This window comes from Pedobacter jeongneungensis, assembly GCF_039538295.1.
Lineage (GTDB): Bacteria > Bacteroidota > Bacteroidia > Sphingobacteriales > Sphingobacteriaceae > Pedobacter > Pedobacter jeongneungensis.
On record NZ_BAABBY010000002.1, the window covers coordinates 90804 to 111260 of the forward strand.

Here is a 20457-nt window from a genome sequence, read left to right on the forward strand (position 1 = left end):
TCAACCCGAAAAAAGGTTGAACGGCCAGTGGCATGTCTATTCCAAAATAAACAACATGAAGATAAAACTACTATTAATATTGCTGCTGAGTACAGTTATTTACTCAAAATTATCTGCCCAGCAGCGGATCATCACCGGGGTGGTGGTTGCTGCAGAAGACCAGTCACCATTGCCCGGTGTATCGGTAAGGATCAAAGGATTAGATGGCTTTACCGTTACCGATAAAGATGGCGCATTTAAAATTTCAACCAAAAACGGTCGTTTCATCGAAGTATCTTACATTGGTTATAAAACCGCTACGGTAGAAATCGGATCAGCTACCAAACTGAACGTTTCGCTCGAACAAGCTGATAATACTTTAACCGAATTACAGATTGTAGGCTCGAGGAATGCTAACCGCACCAAACTTAATTCGCCTGTTCCGGTAGATGTAATCGATTTGAAAACATTGCAGCAAACCTCACCACAGGCCAGTGTAACGCAGTTACTCCAGTATGTATCACCATCTTTCCACTCTTCGGTTTCCGGTGGTGGCGATGCCGCTTCGGCAACTTCTACCGTACAATTGAAAGGCTTGGGGGTTGATCAGGTGTTGGTGCTGGTAAACGGAAAAAGAAGACATAAAAGCTCGAACATCAGTTGGGGTGGTTTGGGTAATGGTGCAACCGGATACGATCTGAATGCCATTCCGGTAGGTTCGATAGACCGTATCGAAATTTTACGTGATGGTGCTGCGGCCCAATATGGATCTGATGCCATTGCAGGCGTAATTAACGTGGTGCTGAAAAATACTCCTGATGAAATTACGGCCAGTACAATAGAAAGCATCCGCCGTAGGGGAGATGGCTTAACCACCAGGAGCAATGCCAATATCGGACTGAAACTGGGTGCGAAAGGTTTCCTGAATATCACCGGCGAATATGCCACACAAGCGGTTTCACTTCCTTCCGGAAATGATTCAGATGGGATTTACATCGGTCCGGCTTATGGTGGTGGGGCCAATACCAGGGGCTTTGACCAGATCTATACCAAAGAAATTGACGATGCCATTATTGCCAGCCGCGGTATCGACCGCCATTTCTTTGATCAGCGTGGATCAACCAATAAATCCAAAGATGGTTTATTATCATTCAATGCCGGAATCCCGTTGAAAGATGGTTTTGAAGTATATTCATTTGGTGGCATCAGTCACCGTAACTCGCAGTTTACCGCTGTATACCGTTTGCCAGGCTGGACAGAGCGTAACAATACCTTTGTTTATCCGGATGGATTTCTGCCTGCCATGGATAACATTATTACCGATCAATCTCTGGCAATAGGTGTAAAAGGCAAGATAAGCGGATGGAACTTCGACGTATCCAATGTTTACGGGAGAAATGCTTTTGATAACATCATCAGCAATACGTTGAATGCTAGTTTAGGTCAAAAAACACCTCGTACCTTTAATGCGGGCAGTTACAATGCTTCGCAGAACAGCGGAAGTTTAGATTTTTCAAGGAAATTTGATAAAGTGCTTAAAGGATTAAACGTTGCCTTTGGTGGACAGTACCGTGTAGAAACCTATCAGATTATTGCTGGCGAAGAAGGTTCTTATTCGAAAGCCGATTTAAGTACTATTTATTCTATCGGTTACACCACCGGCGGTATTCCTTATTTTGTGGCTGCAGGTAGCACGCCATTAAACGGACTCTCGCCGGGTTCGCAAATCCATGCCGGTTTCAGGCCATCAAATGAAGTGAATGTGAAACGTTCTATTTCTGCGGCTTATGCGGATCTTGAATTGAACGTAACCGATAAATGGCTTTTATCAGGTGCGGTTAGGGTAGAAAATTATTCCGATTTTGGAAGCGTAACCACTTACAAAGCCGCAACGCGTTACGGTTTCGCTAAATGGCTGGCCGTTCGTGGTGGTTACAATACCGGTTTCAGAGCACCCGATCTGGCACAGTTTTACTACACCGAAACCTCTACTACCTTTCAGAACGGAGTTGCGATAGATCAGGTTACGGCAAACAACGTAAACCCTGCAACCAAAGCTTTGGGAATTCCATCGTTACAACCCGAAAAATCGAAAGGTTATTCTGCCGGATTGACATCACAGCCGATCCAGAACGTAGAATTAACGGTTGATGCTTATCAGATCGACATTAAAGACCGCGTGGGTAATACCGGACGTTTTTCTGCAACAGATGCTAATTTACCTGCAGATGTAAGGGCATTATTTGTGCAAACCGGTACCGTACAGGCCAAGTTTTTCTATAATTCATTCAGTACACGCACCAGGGGCATCGAATTTACAGGAAGTTATCGTTTTTTATTGCCCAACGGCGGTAATGTAGCCTTTTTGGCCGGCGCAAACCTGCAAGAAACAACGCTTACCGAGGTAAATACACCTAAAGGTTTGGAGGCTTACCGTTATATCATTTTCGACGAAAGCGAAGAGGTGCGTGTAACCCGTAGCATACCAAAAACTAAAATTACCCTGCAGGGAACCTACAACATCAATAAGTTTAACTTTCTATTGCGAAGCGTATATTTTGGATCCGTATCGGCAGTGAGCCAGTTAAATGCCAACTTCCCGAAACCTGATTATTATTATCAAACCTATAGTCCGATATGGATTACCGATATTTCGGCAGGATACAGGATTACACCTTTGCTACAGGCTACCGTTGGTGTAAATAACCTGTTCAACGTATTAGGCGATTATTCTATCCCTGCACCGGGAAGCAATATTACCCGTACAAATTCACCAAGTGCGGCACAATCTGGTACCAGCACCGGTTTGCAACCTTTTATCCGACTTTCGGCCACCTTTAAATAAAACCACAGATGAGAATTTATAAATTTCCAATATTATTTTTTGCATTAGCCGTTTCATTGTTTGCTTCGTGCAAAAAGACAGATTACCTCGATATTAATGCCGGCGACAGGCCACCTTTAAGTGCAAAGGTTAAATTTATCAATGCACGCCAATCGGTTACGGCCGTTAATTTCTGGGATTTTACCCGAAAAGTTACTGCAACTGCATTGCAACGCAATACGGCTACGGGTTATTTAGATACCCAATACGGAAAAGTTCAGTTTAACCTCACCGAAGGAACGGAGCCTTCTTACAAAGCATCTTATGTTTTTGGTGGAAGTGCAAATTTTATACAGGAAACTAATTCTGCATCTTTTGCTGGTCCGAACGGGCCCATTGCAGATTTTGCACACAGTTTGTTTACCGTGAAGAAAAAATTAAGCAGTACGTTAAATCCGGGCAATATCGATAGTTTGATCCTGGTATATGATGATTTAACCCTTCCTGCAGCAGGTAGGGCCAAAATCAGGTTTGCTAATTTTTCGCCGGATGCATCAAAAGTTGATCTTACCTATGCCGCCGGAACAGAAATATTTGCTGGTGTAGCTTATGGTAATTTTGGTAACCAAACCATTATTCCTTATACATCAGGAAAGGCACCTGCAGTAATTGAAGGTTTGAGCTGGAGAACACTCGGACCCTTTAAGGAAATAGACGCAGGTACCAATGTGAGTTTATTGATAAAAGATAATACCACTAAGGCGGTTATTCCTTTAACCAATACAGCTTTAAATGCAGCTACTTTCGAGGCCGGAAAAATTTATACGGTTTATATCAATGGTATAATAACTGGAACACCATCTATTACCGCAACAATTATTACGCATAATTAACATTTTCTGTTGGTAAGATACCAACCGATAGAAGAAACTCCTGGCTCAAACAGGTTTATATTTGGTTAGAAAAAAGGGCATGTCTGGATAGAATGCCCTTTGTTGTTTAAGATGCTGTCATCCTGAGCGCAGCGAAGGATCTTTTTTTTGCTTATCGTCTTTACCATATAAGGCATTTAAGAGAATATAAGCTTAAATGTCTTATATTTTTATATGGTAAACGCTGATCGTCATTTCGAGCGGAGTGTAGCAGAGCCGGGAAATCTAGCAAGATAGATCTCTCCGCTCCACTGTGTTCCGGTCGAGATGACGTATAGCAGGGGAGTCTTATTAACCCAACTTCCTTCCCGTATTAATCACATTAACACCATTAAAACGGGTGGTGGCACTGCCATGCGAAACGGCGCTTGCCTGCCCAGGTTGTCCTTTCCCGTCCGAAAATGTTCCGCCCAGGCGGTAATCGTTTTTATCACAGCGTTGCACGCATGAATTCCAGAATTCCTGGGTATTGGCCTGGTAAGCGGCATCTTTAAACATGCCTACAATTTTTCCTTCTTTAATTTCGTAAGCCAGTTGTGCGCTGAACTGGAAATTATAACGTTGCTGATCGATGGAATAAGAATTCCGGCCGAACATATAAATGCCTTTTTCTACATTTTTAACCATATCTGCAGCGCTTAAAGCGGCATTCCCAGGCGCTAAAGATACATTAGGCATTCGTTGGAACTGGATACTGTCCCAGCTATCTGCGTAACAACAGCCTTGCGATTCCTTTAAACCTAAAATATGCGCCTGATCGCGGATGGTTTGGTAATTCACCAGGATTCCGTCTTTAATGATATCCCATTTTCCACATTTTACACCTTCATCATCGTAACCCACAGCACCTAAAGATCCTGTTTCCATTTTATCGGCAATAATGTTTACTTCTTTGCTCCCGAAGTTGAATTTTTTCGATTCCCATTTATCCAGTGTCAGGAAACTCGTTCCGGCATAGTTGGCCTCGTAACCCAAAACACGGTCGAGCTCTGTAGGGTGGCCAACCGATTCGTGAATGGTTAAGAAAAGGTGCGAAGGATCCAATACCAGATCGTATTTGCCGGGGGCAATGGGTTTTGCTTTTAACTTTTCGTCAACATGTACAGCGGCTTCGCGCACATCTTCCAGGATGTCGTAACGTTTTTTGTACATCGTAACGGGACCGCCTTTAATTTTTTCTTCGTCTTTAGGTTTCAAATATTCAAAACCCATTCCCATTGGTGCGCTTAACGCATTTCTGGTTTCGAATTTGCCACTTGCCGCATCAGTTTTGGTGAGCGTAAAAGTTGGCCAGATCCGGTGGATATCCTGATCGATATACGAACCATCGGTTGAAGCAAAATATTTCTGCTCATTGATCATGAAGAGATTAGAACTGATGTATTTTGCACCACCTTTCATTGCCTCACTGTTTACTTTTAAAAGCAGGTCTACTTTATCGGCGATAGGTACTTCAAAAGCATTGATTTCGATAGGGGTTTTCCAGCTTACTTCTCCAAAACCTTTTTGCGGAGCCAGTTGAACAGGTTCTTCCATCAGTTTGGCATTGCCTTTTGCAATGGCTACGGCAGCTTCTGCAGCTTTGGCAATGCTGGCATCATCCATATTGTTGGTGGCGGCAAAACCCCAGCTTCCGTTAGCAATTACGCGTACACCCAAACCATAAGATTCGGAATTGGAGATGTTTTCTACCCGTGTTTCCCTGGTGGCTACAACCTGGTTCAGGTAGCGGCCAATCCGTACATCGGCATAAGTTGCACCCTTGCTTTTTGCTGCATTAAGGGCAACATCGGCCATTTTTTTCTTCAGGGCAACATCAACAGGAGTTAAAGATTCTTCAACAGAAATAATTTTGCCAAAAGCAGGGATGTTGGGTATCATGCTGGCGCCAAGGCCAACACCTGTCATGTATAGGAAATCTCTTCTTCTCAATTTTTTTAATTTTTATTAATAAAAAAGGCCGTCATCTCGACTGGAACGTCCCGAATGTTCTGGAGAGAGATCTATCTAGGCAGATCTCTCCATTTCGTTGCACTTCAGTCGAGATGACGGTAACTAGGGGCGTACCTCGCAATGACGGAGTTTTTTTGCAGATTGCTTCGTTAAATCGCGTCTGATAATGAAGTGAAGGTAAAATCCCTGATTTTCATTGGCGGAATCAATCCGCTTCCGGTTCTCACTGGTTTACCCAAAGCTTCCACATTGTTAAGCATAATTACCGGACTCTCATTAAACCTGAAATTCTTGATCGGGAATTTGATTTCGCCGTTTTCAATGTAAAAAGTACCATCACGTGTAAGCCCTGTTAATAATAAGGTTTGCGGATCAACCGAACGGATGTACCAGAAACGGGTTACCAAAATGCCTTTTTCGGTACTTTTGATCAGCTCTTCCAGTGACTGATTGCCTCCTTCGATAATCATGCTTCGGCTAAATGGAAGGGGTTGAACATTTTTCTGTGCAGCCCAATATCTTGAATAGGACAGGTTTTTTACCACACCTTTTTCTACCCATTGCGTCCTTTTTACGGGTAAACCTTCGCCTGTAAATGTTGAAGACGGGATTTCGGTATTCATCGGATCGGAATAGATATTTACATTTTCGGAGAATAATTGTTCCCCTAAACGCGTGCCACCACCTTTTTTGCTCATAAAGCTCCGGCCTTCGTCGGCACTCCGGGCATCAAAACCCCTGAACATGTTGCCAATGATATCGCTGGCGGCGAGCGGTTCTAAAATTACCGTATATTTTCCGGGTTCGATGGCTTTTGCACCTGCCGAACCGTTGGCTTTGCTTGCTGCAATTTTGCTTAGCGCAAGCGTATCCATTTTATCAAGGTCGTTAAAATCCTGCTCCACATAACCCGAACCTGTTCCCTGTTTATTCCTAACGGTAACCGAAAAAGATACATTTGTTCCTTTATTGTAGGCGAACAAACCTTTAGAGTTCATGATCGCATTAAAACGGGTAGCGTTTTCGAGGAAACCAGCAGCATCTAAACCGGCGGCTTTTGAAACGCTTAAACTTTTACCCACCATTTCGGCCCTGGTATCAGGTGTAATGGCAGCAGTTTTTGCATTGAAGGTATTCGATTCAGCAAATGTTTGCGGACCTAATGGTGGCATAAACTCAGGGTTTTCTGGTGCCAGCATGGCCAGTTCTTCGGCTCTTTTTACCACTTTTTGCAAAGAGGCATCGTCGAACTCGTTGATGGTTGCTGAACCTGTTTTTTTACCAAACGTTGAGCTTACCCCTAAACTCATGGTGCTGATCTGGCCTGCAGTAGAAACGGCATTACGTGCATAACGGATGTTTCCGCCGTCCGAACCGCTTAAACTTACTTCACAGAAATCGGCTTTAGAAAAACCTACTACTTTTTTTAATATCGCCTGGGCTTCTTCTTTACTTAATATGGCCATAATTATATTTTTCTTGCTGTATTGATAACATTAACTCCATTAAACCGTGCAGTAGAACTGCCATGCGAAACGGCACTGCTTTGCGAAGGCTGACCTTTTCCGTCATTGAACGAACCGCCTAAACGGTAATCGCCTGCATCGCAGATGGCATTGCAGGAATTCCAGAACTCTTGTGTATTGGCCTGATAAGCTACATCATTAAGCATGCCTACAATTTTACCTTCTTTGATTTCGTAGAAAATCTGTCCGCCGAACTGGAAATTGTAGCGTTGCTGATCGATAGAAAAACTACCGTCACCGATGATATAAATGCCTTTTTCTACATTTTTGATCATATCGTCAACACTTAATTTTTCTTTACCCGGCTGTAACGAAACATTTGGCATACGCTGGAACTGCACATCATCCCAGCCCTGCGAATAGCAGCAGCCGTTTGATTCGGTTAAACCGATAATGTGTGCCTGATCGCGGATGGCCTGATAACTTACCAGAACTCCATCTTTAATCAAATCCCATTTTTTGCATTTTACGCCTTCATCATCATAACCCACCGCACCTAACGATCCAACCTGGGTTTTATCGGCCACAATGTTTACTTTATCGCTGCCGAATTTGAATTTTTTCGATTCCCATTTATCTAAAGTAAGGAAACTCGTACCTGCATAATTGGCCTCATAGCCTAAAACACGGTCGAGTTCGGTAGGGTGACCAACAGATTCGTGGATGGTAAGCCAAAGGTGCGAAGGATCGAGTACCAGGTCATATTTACCCGGTTCAACCGATTTTGCCTTTACTTTTTCATTGGCAACACGGGCTGCTTCTTTCACATCTTCGAGCATATCGTAACGGTCTTTGTAACGGGTTACAATACCGGTAACTTTATCTTCGGGGCGTGCGTGCATATACTCGTAGCCTTTTCCGCTTGGAGCGCTTAGGGCATTACGGGTTTTAAATTTACCCGATTCGCGGTCAACTTTGGTTACATTGAAAGTAGGGTAAATGCGGTGCACATCCTGATCGATATAAGAACCATCGGTAGAAGCAAAGTATTTCTGCTCATTAACGGCAAAAATAACAGAGTTTACAAAATTGGCCCCGTTCTGCATCGCTACGTCGTTTACATTCAAAAGCAGGTCTACTTTTTCTTTTACAGGGACTTCGAAAGCATTGATTTCGATCGGAGTTTTCCAGCTTACTTCGCCATAACCCTTTTGAGGGGCGAGCTGCACAGGTTCTCCCTGTATTTTAGCATTGGCTTTTGCAACTGCAACGGCTTGTTCGGCCGCTTTGGCAATGGCATCTTTGGTTACGTTATTGGTAGCGGCAAAGCCCCAGCATCCATTGGCCAAAACACGGATACCCACGCCGTACGATTCGGTATTGGCCACACCTTGAACGCGTTTTTCGCGTGTGGCTACAAATTGATTTAAATAGCGCCCAATGCGAATATCGGCATAGGTTGCACCTTTAGATTTTGCAGCGTTGAGGGCAACATTGGCCAGTTCTTTTTTAATTTTTACATCCACTCCATCAAGTGCCTGTAAAGGATCGATGGGCGTTCCGAATGCAGAAAGGTCGGGAAGGATTAAGGCACCCATACCCATTCCGGTTAAGTAGAGGAAATCTTTTCTTTTCAATTGGTTCAGTTTAGTTAGTTTACGTTCTCAATATAGCGAATTTTGAGGCTAATGATTCCGAAATGAGTATAACATTTTAGTTTCAAAGCTGGAAATCGAATAAATTTTGCCACAGAGACACAGAAAAGCACGGAAATTAAGCGAAAAGCTAGGGCTTAAATGATTTCGATACGATTTTCATCCCCCGCGATCCGTCATTTCGACTGAAGCTGCTGATTTTTCATCAGTAGCGGAATGGAGAAATCTATTGGAAGATCTTTGTTCTTAGATCTCTCCATTCCGCTTTGCTTCAGTCGAGATGACGAATCGACTATGCTTGCGCTCGTTTCCAAACGAGTGCAAAAATAGTTCTACGATTTTATCGTTGTAAACGATATGTTATTGAACGCTCGTTAGAAACGAGCATTAGCAATAGCAAATTGAATAAATTTTGCAACGAGGACACAGAAAAGCATGGAAATTAAGCGAAAAGCTACTGTTTAAATGATTTCGATACGATTTTCATCCCCGCGATCCGTCATTTCGGCTGAAGCTGCTGATTTTTCATCAGTAGCGGAATGGAGAAATCTATTGGAAGATCTTTGTTCTTAGATCTCTCCATTCCGCTTTGCTTCAGTCGAGATGACGAATCGACTATGCTTGCACTCGTTTCCCAACGAGTGCAGAAATAGTTCTACGATTTTATCGTTGTAAACGATATGTTATTGAACGCTCGTTAGAAACGAGCTTTAGCACTAGCAAATTGAATAAATTTTGCCACGGAGACACAGAAAAGCACGGAAATTAAGCGAAAAGCTACTGTTTAAATGATTTCGATACGATTTTCATCCCCCGCGATCCGTCATTTCGACTGAAGCTGCTGATTTTTCATCAGTAGCGGAATGGAGAAATCTATTGGAAGATCTTTGTTCTTAGATCTCTCCATTCCGCTTTGCTTCAGTCGGGATGACGAATCGACTATGCTTGCACTCGTTTCCCAACGAGTGCAGAAATAGTTCTACGATTTTATCGTTGTAAACGATATGTTATTGAACGCTCGTTAGAAACGAACGTTAGCAACAGCAAATTGGATAAATTTTGCCACGGGAGACACCAGAAAAGCACGGAAATTAAGCGAAAAGCTAGTGTTTAAATGATTTTGATACGATTTTCATCCCCCTCAATCCGTCATTTCGACTGAAGCTGCTGATTTTTCATCAGTAGCGGAATGGAGAAATCTATTGGAAGATCTTTGTTCTTAGATCTCTCCATTCCGCTTTGCTTCAGTCGAGATGACGAATCGACTATGCTTGCACTCGTTTCCCAACGAGTGCAGAAATAGTTCTACGATTTTATCGTTGTAAACGATAAGCTATTGAACGCTCGTTTGAAACGAGTGTTAGCAACAGCAAATTGAGTAAATTTTGCCACGAGGACACAGAAAAGCACGGAAATTAAGCGAAAAGCTACTGTTTAAATGATTTCGATACGATTTTCATCCCCCGCAATCCGTCATTTCGACTGAAGCTGCTGATTTTTCATCAGTAGCGGAATGGAGAAATCTATTAGAAGATGTTTGTTATTAGATCTCTCCATTCCGCTTTGCTTCAGTCGAGATGACGAATCGATTTTAAACCGTCAAAATCCTTGCTTCGTACCATAAAAAGGCGGCTGCAAGTAAAAATCCGGCAAAGAACCACCACGTTGATACTTCTTCTTCGATAATGCTATCTGTTAACTGAGGCCTGTTTTCGGTAGCGCCTAAATTTTTGATAAACTGACGGGTATCTTTTAAGGTTTGCTGATTTTTAAGCGTTTGCCAATCGGTTTTTTCGTAGATATAAACAGATTGGATGCTTTGATTTACCTGTAAGTTTGTCCAGCCTGCTTGTTGCGGCCAGTAAAATGCATCCCACTGGAAAGGAAGTTCCATATTTTGCCGCGGACTTAACGCAAAATCATCTATTTTTAATGTTGGCATCTTACCCGATGTTGCTAAATCAGTAATGATCCTGGTTTTTTGATTCACCGTTGGAAATTGCGGAAGGATGTTTACGCTTAAAATCTCGTTTCTCTTTTTTGCAGCACTGCTTAAAAGTTTGGACCAATAGGTAGCATAATCTGTTTTTTGTCCGGATAGTAGCCAGTTATATGTTGAAGAAAGGGTAGAAACCATTATTTTGCCAGCACCACTAATGCTGCTGTTTACCAAAGTTTTTCCACCGGCATCGGTAATAATACTTTGATCATGGTCGCCTGATTTCAAAAACAAAGCTTGCTCAATGGGCAATGGTTTAAATTTGAAATGATCTTCGGTCAGACTTAAATTTAAAGGTTTGTCCTTTAAAACAGGAGATTCGAAACGATTGAACCTGCCGCTAAGCGTGGTTAAAGCTTTCTGACCTGAAACCCTGATAAATAAACCCATCCCACTATTAACTGCAACATTTATCGAAGCCCTTTCGTTTGGATTGATGGCTGCCAGTTCATCTTCATCAATAATCAGGATGTCGAATTTTTTTAAGGTTAAAGCATTGATCTGATTGAGGTTTACACTATCAATATTTAAAAAATCGGAAGCAAACTTATTTTTACTGATCTGACTTCTGAAAGCCAAAGGATATTGATTTTCATATAGCCAGTTTTTTAAAAACTTATACTCAAAGTCGGGGAAAGAAGCCAAAATCAGTACTTTCATTGCTGGCTGATCACCTACCTGTATTGGGATAGGCTCTTTGCTTAAAGTATCATTTTTTTGCAAAGCAATGAGTTGATAAATGGCTTTTCCACTTTGTTTTGGAGTTGTTTTAAAAGAAAATGTTTTATTCGATTTTCCTTCAATGGTAGTTGAGTCGACTGTTTTTCCCAAACCTTTAAGCAAAAGTTTAATGGTTTGTTTGCTGGTATTTTGATAATGTCCCTGAACGGCAAGAACGTCGGTGGCTTTTAATTTTTCCTGCCAGTAGGCTGCAATAATCCCGTTAGGATTGGCAGATGGATGGAATTTGACCTGATAGCCTTTAAGTTTTTCCAGCTCTACAGCATTTAAACCATAACCGTAAATATTCAGTTTCCGGATATTGGGATTGGTTTTTAAAAAATAAGAAAGATCAGGAATGGAGGTGGCTTTTATATTTTTTAGATCTATCGACGAAAGCGCATATTTTTTCCCCTTTAAGCTGGCAACAGAATCAGGATGGGTGCCTTGCGTAAGTAAAATGATTTCATCGGCACGTTGGTGGAGGTGTGTTTCATATTTAATGGGAATGATTAATAACACAAAACAGGCAATAGCAATGATATTGGCTAAAATACGCCAGAATAACCTGGCTTTATTTAACCTTTTGATCTCTTTAAACAACAAAAAGCCTAGCAATAATAGCGCAACCAAAATAGCGATGTATTTAAATTCCATATCTATCTGCCCGCTTTGTTTAAATTGTTAAAATAATCCTGGTACAAGGCCGAAGCCGGACCAGCATTTGGTGTTTGTGGCTTCGTCGGTTCATTACTGATCATTTTTTGGATAGCCTGCTGAACCAGATCAATATCTTTAACTATCAATTTATCTGCGGTGCTTAATTTTCTTAAACTGGTTAATGCATTTAAATAAGTGGAAGGATGATCTGCTGCGGCACCAATCATATATTTTTCAGTTTCGCTGAGTAAAAAATGATCGTTTTCGGTAAACTTTTTGCCTGTTTTTCTGCTTTCCAAAAGGGCAAGTGCGGTTTTTAGCGAAGCTGTTCGTTTCTCTTTCTGCTCGAAGCTCATTTTTTGTACAGGTTGTGTAATCTTATCGAGTTCACCGCTTAATCGTTTCTCAGGTTTTAAAGCCGAAACCTTAACTGTGGTTTTGGCTACATAAGCACGCGATTTTTGTTGCAGGTCTTTAAGCAATCTTAAAGCTTTATATTCGTAAGGCAAAGCTTCCTGTGGTTTGTAAGTTCTTAAACGCAGTTCGGCGTTCCACATTTCGGTTAAAACAGCTTTTAACTGCGCTTTCATTTCGGGTTCGAAAAAGGTGGCATCTTCTGCAATATCGTGTTTGTGCGCATATTTGTCCATAATGGCACTCACATCACCAAATTTTTCACCCTCGGCTTTGTGTTCGGCATGTTCATCATTGTCATCATGATCGCCACCAATTTCGGTCTCGTTTTCTTCGCCCAAAAACTGACCGTAACGAAGCCTTAATAACTTCTGATCGATGCCGAGGTCGTTACTTCTGGTTTTAAAAGTTATTATCGGTAGGCTAGCCTGCTCTTTCAATAATTTTTCGGTATCGATAATGATCTGCCTTTCGCTCCTGAAATATTCGGGTACAAGGTTTACGCCATTGGTCATGCCTGCCAGACTCATTAACTCTGTGGTATCCACAATTGAAACAAAATACACGTCCGATCGGCTCGATTGACCGTGATTATCCATCGCTTTGATGAAAAAGTAAAGCTCATCACCGGGTTTCATGCCCAGGCTTTTGAGATCGATGTGTTTATTTAAGGAAACATGCTTCTTATTATCGAAACCGGTGTTGAAAGGGAGTTTTTTTTCCGTAAAACTTACGCCTTCACCTTTTCCACTGGCCATCGTAGCAGATATAAAAGCATCGTTTATACCATAATCATCAGTGAGCGATACACTTAGGTCGAACTTTTGCGGCTGACCGATATCAATGGTGGTGTGCTGCTTAGGTTGCGTAATTTTAATGGTAACCGGCAAATCGGGGATTACTTCGATCTGGTAGAGATCTGATTTCTTACCATCAAGATCAAGTTGGTAAAAACCTGATTTATTAATGGTTTTGCTGAAACTCCATTGTGTACGCGCTGTATTTAAGGCTTTTAATGATGAGGTTTCATTGTCGTTAAAAATGAGCTTTAGCTTTTTGATTGCAATGTTCGTTTCAATTTTCCAGTTCACTGTTGCCCCCGTTTCGGCGTTAATGGTAAACTGCTTTTGTTTCCGTTCTGCTTTTCTGGTATAAGCCGGAGGAATAATGGTTGCACTGAAATCTGAAATTTCTGCAGGGATATTTTCTTTAATCAGCGGAACTGAAGTATTGGCTTCTGGTGAACTTAAATCTGTTTTTTTGATTTGAGGGATTTTACTAATCCCGAAACTGATTAATAGCGCAACAAGAAATATTGTTAAGCCAAAATATAATTTCTTTACCGGTTCTTTCGGCTGTGGAAGGCTTAGAATGATGTTTTCTATCTTGTTACGTTGCAATTGTTGCAGCATGGATAATTCTGCGTCGTTTTGAAGCAGCAGATCGGCACTTTCTTCCAGTTCTGGGTAATGGTTATTTACAAATCTGGAAACATCAAGATCTGTGGTTTTCCAAACGGGTTTGCTGAATAATAAAATGGCAAGGGCAAGCGGAAAAATAATTGCAAAAATCCAGATGGGGGCATGCAGCAGATAAAAACCTGTAACCGATAAAACCAAAGCGATGGCTAAAGCAGTGGCTATAGTACCAATCAGGTAAAAACTGATCCATCTGATTTTTAGCCTACGTATCCAGTTTTGTCCTTCAGTTTTTAACATATTGTGGTTTTTTTCTGAATGATAAAATACGTTCGGTAGCAAAAATCAAAAGTGCCGCGATCCAAAATATAGTGGAAAGGGGCTTATTTTTGGTGCTTTTTGTTGCTGAAACACTTTTATTGGCCTCAATTACCGTTTTCTGTTTAAGCGATAGGGTTCTTTGATCGGCTGGGTTATTCTCGAAACCAAAATCTTCCGGATTTTTATCACGGATAACGATCGGCATCAGTGCTTTTACAAATAAAGGATCCCAAACCAGTTCGTTCCATTGTGGATTAAAACGGCTGTAAAAATGGAAAGTATTGAAATCACCAGTCCTTTCTTTTGCTAAAATGGCATCCCCAAAACTATCTGTCCATACTTTTTCTGCCTGATTGCCTGATGCAATTCTTTTACTCAATTTTAGCTGTTTTCCATCGATATTTATAAAGGATGGTTTAGTGAGTATTTTTCCTTTTTCATATTGAAACAAGGTGCCATCCGGAGCAATTGATGATTTAAATGCTGCAGAAACTGTTTCATCTGATAACCAGAAACCGATGGTAGCTTTGCCTGCCGGAGGGTTAATGATTATCTTCCGTTGGGTAAAACTGCCGATGGCTTTCAAAGCCGCAATAATGTATTTACTGTCGCGAATTCCGGTTCCTTCATGTATCGTTATGTTTACCGGCGTGTTCTCTGATGTGTTTAAAGCCTGATAAACAGTACCTGATGGATTGGATTTCGCTTTATACTTTTTTCCTGCATAAGTGGCGATCCAACTACTTAAGGTATCGCTTTGGTTGAGCGGAATCCAGTTCAGTTTATAATTTACAAGAGGCAATTCGTTTTCGAAATGCTTTAAACGGTGATCGGCAAAAAGATAAACCTGCGCCCCTGCAGGAACAGCTTGATCGGCTGCACTCAGTAAGGTGGTATAACCGAGGTTATTTTGCTGTTTAATTTGATGAACAACAGTATCTTTTAAGCTTAATAACGAAAAACCCGCATTAAAATCATGAATTTCGTAGCCTTTTTTTAACAATGAATCAATCGTTTTTCGATGTGATTTAAAAACCTGTGGGAAATTACTTTTATCAATCAAAATCCAACCTGTTTTACTACTTTTTGATATTGTTTTTTTAAGATAGGGTTGTGCTAAAAGAAAGGCCAGCAACACCAGCAGTAAACAACGCAATACAAACAAAAGCCAGTCGTTAATTTTAAAACTTTTGGAGCTTGCACTCGAACTTTCGCCCAGCAAAGCGATGCTGCCAATTTTGATGGTTTTGCCCTGTTTTACATTCCACAGGTGTATCACAAGCGGCACAATGATGCCTGCAAGCGCAAATAAACCTATAGGATATAAAAATTGCACGGTTAAATTCTGAGTTTACTTCTTTGTTTTAAAAAATCCCTTAAAGCCTGATCCAAAGCTTCGTCGGTAGTGATGGTACGGTAAAAAATCCTTCTGTCGAGCAGTTGTATCCTGGTATTTTCCAGGTAAGCGTTAAGCTTGTGCTGGTAATCTTTTCTTGCTTTGCTTTGATCAATCTGGATGGTTTCTCCGGTTTCCAGATCCTCAAAATTGGTGTAACCTTTAAAATCAAGATCGAGTTCGTTTCTTGATAATACATGGAAAACCACAATTTCGTGCCTTAAAGTATTCAGTGTATCCAATAATTTGATGATTTCGTCATCTTTCTGGTAAAGATCGGTTACAAAAATCAGCAGTTCACGTTTTTGGGCACCTGCAAACAACTCTTTATGATGAATGGGCTTGGTGAATGTTCCATCGGGATGGATCTGTTCCAGCTGATAAAACAAGCGTGCCAGATGCTGGTAATCCTGCTTGGGCGTCATCGAGAAAATGCCCGAATTCTTCAATACATATAATCCAATGGCATCGCCCTGTAAATTAGCGAGGTAAGCTAAGGATGCACCGAGGTATTTTGCATAATCTATTTTGGTGAAATCGCCATCGTTGTGGTGCATCGAGGCGCTGGCATCAATTAATATACGTATGGCAATATTGGTTTCCACCTCCGATTCACGGATGTAATAACGGTCTGACCGGGCAAACATTTTCCAGTCGAGCGAACGAAGATCGTCACCAGGCTGATAACTTCTGTATTGACTAAACTCTAATCCAGGCCCTTTTACGGTACTTTTGTTAATACCGTTCATAAACCCATCAATCGTCATTTTAGCCGATAATGAAAGGTCTTTAATGGCCATCAATATTTTTGGATCGAGCAGTTTACTCATTAAATATTGGCTTTTGGTTTCGAAATGGCTTTGATCAGTTCGTCGGTTACTTTATCTGATGAAACATTTTCGGCCTCTGCCTTAAAATTCATCAATACCCTGTGGCGCAATACCGGATAGGCCATGGCTTGTAAATCTTCCAGAATTACCGCGTACCTGCCTTTAAATAGGGCCCTAGCCTTTGCGGTTAAGATTAATGCCTGCCCTGCACGTGGTCCAGCGCCCCATCGTACCCATTCTTTTACAAAATTTACGGTAGTGGTATATGGTCTGGTGGCGCGGATGATCTCACTTACATAGGTAATCAGGTCGTTGCTGATGCTTACCTCACGGGTAATGGCCTGGAGTTCTTTGATTTCCTCAGCACCAATAACCGGGTTAATTACGGCTTTTTTGCTGCCTGTTGTGCTGCTTAAAATCTGTGTTTCTTCTGCTGCGGTAGGATAACCAATTTTGATATATAACAGAAAACGGTCTAACTGTGCTTCGGGCAGGGGATAGGTTCCGGCCTGTTCAATAGGATTTTGTGTGGCAAGGATAAAAAACGGACGATCTAAAGGATAGGTTTGTCCTCCATAGGTTACCTCAAATTCCTGCATTGCCTCGAGTAAGGCCGATTGTGTTTTTGGCGGAGTTCTGTTTACTTCATCCGCAAGGATAATATTGGCAAACAGCGGACCTTTGTTAAACTTGAAAAAACGTTTCCCGGTTACATGGTCTTCTTCCAATATTTCGGTACCCACGATATCGGTAGGCATTAAATCGGGTGTAAACTGAATCCTGCGGAAAGAAAGGTCTAAGGCCTGAGACATAGTCCTTACCATTAAGGTCTTTGCCAAACCGGGTACACCTTCCAAAAGGCAGTGTCCGCCGGCCATTAAGGCAATCAGCATTTCTTCAATGATCACATCCTGACCCACAATTACTTTCTGTATTTCGGTTTTTAACAGGGAGATCTTATCGATCAATATTTTTAGGTTGCTTTCTGAACGCTCCAAAATGGTTGGTTTTTTTAGTTTGACGATATGGTGCTTCAATATAGCGCATATTGGAAGATAGTTTTTAGCCAAATAGAAAAAATATCAAAAAATTTACAAGATAATTGGCATAAAAAATGGTTTTAATAAAAAATGAAACTAATTTTATGCTGTGCATAGAGCAAAATTTACATTTGCGAGGTTAAAATACAATTCTGGTGATTGGGATACCGATCAGCGCATGCCGTCTAATCTGTTAAATTCTCTTTTAGAATATACAACCATTCCTCTGGATGAAGAAGAAAAAATTGTTGAACTGGGGAGCAAAGATTTGTTTAAATATCCATTCTGTTATTTAAGCGGACATAAACTGGTGCAGTTCAGTGCCCAGGAAGCCGTAAATTTTAAAACCTATGTACATAATGGGGGCTTCGTTTTTGTTGACGACTGCAACCACGATATTGACGGTTTATTTGCCCGCTCTTTCGAAACGCAGATGACTAACCTGTTCGGTGCACAGGCGCTGAAAAAAATTCCTAATAACCATGGTATTTACAACTCTTTTTTCAAGTTTGAAAAAGGACCACCAACCACATCATTTGAATTAAACGGCTGGGGAGACGACCTGGTGCACGATTATCTGAAAGCAATTACAGTTAACAACAGGATAGGAGTATTGTATAGCAATAAAGACTATGGCTGTGAGTGGGATTACGATTTCAGGAATAAGCGCTTTCTGGCAGAAGATAACACCAAGTTCGGGGTAAATATTATCCTGTATGCCATGGGGGTTAACAGTTAGGTTTTTGCTGGTGCTGTCAGATGTTACCATTTGATAGATTGGATAGTTTGTTTATTATCTACCACCCCTGTTCTCTATATATTAACCATATAAGAAATATAAGAACATCTAAGCGCATTGAGCTTATATGAAACTTAAATGTCTTATATGGTTCAAAAAAGATATAGGTTCATTTATTTTACCACCTGAATCACCTGAGCGCATCTTAGTTACATTTGCATAGAGTCTTTTTAGGTGTACTAAGGTGACTTAGGTGGTTCAATATTTATAGTTAATTATTAGATATAAGAAGATGTAAGCATATTGAACTTATATGAAACTTCCATGTCTTATATGGTTCAAATTATTTTCGCTGTTACCATATTTCATAATCAAGTATATAAGGGCATGCAATCGCATTGAGCTTATATGAAACTTCCATGTCTTATATGATTCAAATTATTTTTGCTGTAGTATATATAATCGCTGCGTTTGTACCTGAATTACCTGAGATCATCTTCGTTTTTCCTTGCGCTGTTCGGATGATAATATCTGTGGCCATGCTTTCAATCCCGATTAAAAATCTATCAATACTGTTTAAAATCTTTTGCTAGTGGATTGATTACCCTTTTAATTTATATTTTTGGTTTTCTAATCACATACCATTTTATGAAACTACTTTTTAGATTTTGTTTGCTTGGACTTTTAACAGGTTCAACACTTGTGGCCGATGCACAAACCGTTACGCTCGATTATTTCTTTAACCGCGAAACGCATAAAGATAAACAGGGTAAAGAAGTTCGTTTTCATTATCTGTGGGGTGAACAGGCCATGAGTGGTTTTTCTATTCTTGGCCATGTATTCAAGAAGCAAGGTTTTAAGTTAGATTCACTTGAAACAGCACCCACACAGGCCAATTTAAAAGGAAGTGATGTTTACTTAATTGTAGATCCCGACCGTCCGAAAGAAAATCCTAAACCCAATTACATCGGGGCTGAGCACATTGCTGCAATTTCTGCCTGGGTAAAGCAGGGCGGGGTATTGGTAATGTTTGCCAACGATAGTGCCAATGTAGAATTGCCGCATTTTAATAAACTAGCCAATGTATTTGGCATGCATTTTACAAACGAAATGCAGAACCACGTGATTGACGATGCTCATTTTGAAGATGGCAGCATTGTAATTAAAAATAATCCGGTATTTAAAACAGCCAAAAAAATCTTTATGAAAGATGTCTGTTCTATCGATACCAAAAACGGTGCAAAACCTGTACTTAAAAATGCTGCGGGCGCAACGGTTATTGCCTCTGCCAAATTTGGTAAAGGAAATGTAATTGCCATTGCCGACCCATGGCTGTATGATGAATATGTAAACGGCCGTTTGCCAAAAGAAATGGGCTTCGAAAATGATAAAGCCGCTTACGATCTGGTGCTTTGGTTAAAAAGCCTTGTTAAAAAATAAGGATTTATAGTTTATCCAACTTAAAATAGCCTAAATGAATCTCATCTTCAGGTAATCCTGAAGATGGTTTTATTTCGATGTGGTATTTTTGCTTCGCCTCCTCACTTAAAATATCCTCTATTTTATAAATATCATCTACATCGATGCCATATTTTTCGTCGATGTGTGAATTCGCGCCTTTTATAGAATTGGTTTTAAAAAAGATCGTTTTTTTTGCATCCTGAATGGCTTTGGCCCGCTCATCATGCACCGATAATACAATATGATGCTGCTCGTATAATTTGTTGGATATATAGCCCCCAAGATTGATAAAAAATAATTTATGTAGTGATGGCGGCGTATGTTCATCTCTTAATTTAATACTGATTTCGTAATCATCAACCGTGTTTACTTCCCGCCAGCCATCAATATGCAGGCTATTACCCGCCTCAGGCCAAAAAGCTTTAATCTCCGGAACAAGATCTTTTAGTGAGTCTGCAATGCCAAAAAAGTAATCGTGCTGCTCTACGTTCCGCTTCGGGGCTTTCGAGCCCAGTAAAATCATATATAGTTTCATTAATTGGTAATTGTTTACCCTTCGGCTACGCTTAGGGGGGTAACTGATACAATATTGCTTACCTCTTCTAACAGCAATTCTCACAGTTGGTTCTTATTTATTGCAAATTTTGTTT

General features: G+C 40.8%; 13 protein-coding genes. 4 read left to right on the plus strand and 9 right to left on the minus strand.

What is annotated here, in order from left to right:
• Positions 1 to 55: 55 nt before the first annotated feature.
• On the plus strand, positions 56 to 2824 hold the full coding sequence (locus ABD769_RS04185; RefSeq protein ID WP_344849701.1) for a TonB-dependent receptor: 2769 nt from the start codon (positions 56 to 58) through the stop codon (positions 2822 to 2824).
• An 8-nt stretch (positions 2825 to 2832) separates the two neighbouring features.
• Positions 2833 to 3696 (plus strand): DUF4397 domain-containing protein, encoded by an 864-nt coding sequence (locus ABD769_RS04190; protein WP_344849702.1) that lies wholly within the window; start codon positions 2833 to 2835, stop codon positions 3694 to 3696.
• 330 nt (positions 3697 to 4026) lie between these two features.
• Here ABD769_RS04190 and ABD769_RS04195 read toward each other — a convergent pair whose 3' ends face one another.
• From ABD769_RS04195 to ABD769_RS04230, 8 genes are all read right to left on the minus strand, one after another.
• On the minus strand, positions 4027 to 5667 hold the full coding sequence (locus ABD769_RS04195; protein ID WP_344849703.1) for a TldD/PmbA family protein: 1641 nt from the start codon (positions 5665 to 5667) through the stop codon (positions 4027 to 4029).
• A gap of 170 nt (positions 5668 to 5837) precedes the next feature.
• Entirely contained in the window at positions 5838 to 7154 is a 1317-nt protein-coding gene (locus tag ABD769_RS04200) for a TldD/PmbA family protein (protein WP_113951320.1), read from the minus strand.
• A gap of 2 nt (positions 7155 to 7156) precedes the next feature.
• The gene (locus ABD769_RS04205) at positions 7157 to 8791 is read right to left on the minus strand and encodes a TldD/PmbA family protein (protein WP_344849704.1); all 1635 of its coding nucleotides are present in this window, start codon (positions 8789 to 8791) and stop codon (positions 7157 to 7159) included.
• Positions 8792 to 10400: 1609 nt separating this feature from the next.
• The gene (locus ABD769_RS04210; protein ID WP_344849706.1) at positions 10401 to 12185 is read right to left on the minus strand and encodes a hypothetical protein; all 1785 of its coding nucleotides are present in this window, start codon (positions 12183 to 12185) and stop codon (positions 10401 to 10403) included.
• 2 nt (positions 12186 to 12187) lie between these two features.
• Positions 12188 to 14320, minus strand: coding sequence for a DUF4175 family protein (locus ABD769_RS04215; protein ID WP_344849707.1), 2133 nt, complete (start codon positions 14318 to 14320; stop codon positions 12188 to 12190).
• Positions 14307 to 15677, minus strand: coding sequence for a BatA domain-containing protein (locus ABD769_RS04220; RefSeq protein ID WP_344849708.1), 1371 nt, complete (start codon positions 15675 to 15677; stop codon positions 14307 to 14309). The genes ABD769_RS04215 and ABD769_RS04220 overlap by 14 nt, the downstream gene beginning before the upstream one ends.
• Positions 15678 to 15679: 2 nt before the next feature.
• Positions 15680 to 16567 carry a DUF58 domain-containing protein gene (locus ABD769_RS04225; protein ID WP_344849710.1) on the minus strand — a complete coding sequence of 296 codons (888 nt, stop codon included), beginning with the start codon at positions 16565 to 16567 and terminating at the stop codon, positions 15680 to 15682.
• Positions 16567 to 17565, minus strand: coding sequence for an AAA family ATPase (locus tag ABD769_RS04230; protein ID WP_344849711.1), 999 nt, complete (start codon positions 17563 to 17565; stop codon positions 16567 to 16569). The genes ABD769_RS04225 and ABD769_RS04230 overlap by 1 nt, the downstream gene beginning before the upstream one ends.
• A 151-nt stretch (positions 17566 to 17716) precedes the next feature.
• On the opposite strand from ABD769_RS04230, the gene ABD769_RS04235 reads away from it, so the two are divergent.
• Positions 17717 to 18346 (plus strand): DUF4159 domain-containing protein, encoded by a 630-nt coding sequence (locus ABD769_RS04235; protein WP_344849713.1) that lies wholly within the window; start codon positions 17717 to 17719, stop codon positions 18344 to 18346.
• A 648-nt stretch (positions 18347 to 18994) separates the two neighbouring features.
• Entirely contained in the window at positions 18995 to 19786 is a 792-nt protein-coding gene (locus ABD769_RS04240) for a DUF4350 domain-containing protein (RefSeq protein ID WP_344849714.1), read from the plus strand.
• A 4-nt stretch (positions 19787 to 19790) separates the two neighbouring features.
• Here ABD769_RS04240 and ABD769_RS04245 read toward each other — a convergent pair whose 3' ends face one another.
• Positions 19791 to 20342 carry a DUF1543 domain-containing protein gene (locus ABD769_RS04245; protein WP_344849715.1) on the minus strand — a complete coding sequence of 184 codons (552 nt, stop codon included), beginning with the start codon at positions 20340 to 20342 and terminating at the stop codon, positions 19791 to 19793.
• Positions 20343 to 20457 lie beyond the last annotated feature (115 nt).

Bases quoted from the DNA above. Each gene is read 5' to 3' on its own strand.
- ABD769_RS04185 (WP_344849701.1), top strand. From the start codon at position 56: ATGAAGATAAAACTACTATTAATATTGCTGCTGAGTACAGTTATTTAC.
- ABD769_RS04215 (WP_344849707.1), bottom strand. From the start codon at position 14,320: ATGTTAAAAACTGAAGGACAAAACTGGATACGTAGGCTAAAAATCAGA.
- ABD769_RS04200 (WP_113951320.1), bottom strand. From the start codon at position 7,154: ATGGCCATATTAAGTAAAGAAGAAGCCCAGGCGATATTAAAAAAAGTA.
- ABD769_RS04240 (WP_344849714.1), top strand. From the start codon at position 18,995: ATGAAACTACTTTTTAGATTTTGTTTGCTTGGACTTTTAACAGGTTCA.
- ABD769_RS04225 (WP_344849710.1), bottom strand. From the start codon at position 16,567: ATGAGTAAACTGCTCGATCCAAAAATATTGATGGCCATTAAAGACCTT.
- ABD769_RS04190 (WP_344849702.1), top strand. From the start codon at position 2,833: ATGAGAATTTATAAATTTCCAATATTATTTTTTGCATTAGCCGTTTCA.
- ABD769_RS04210 (WP_344849706.1), bottom strand. From the start codon at position 12,185: ATGGAATTTAAATACATCGCTATTTTGGTTGCGCTATTATTGCTAGGC.
- ABD769_RS04245 (WP_344849715.1), bottom strand. From the start codon at position 20,342: ATGAAACTATATATGATTTTACTGGGCTCGAAAGCCCCGAAGCGGAAC.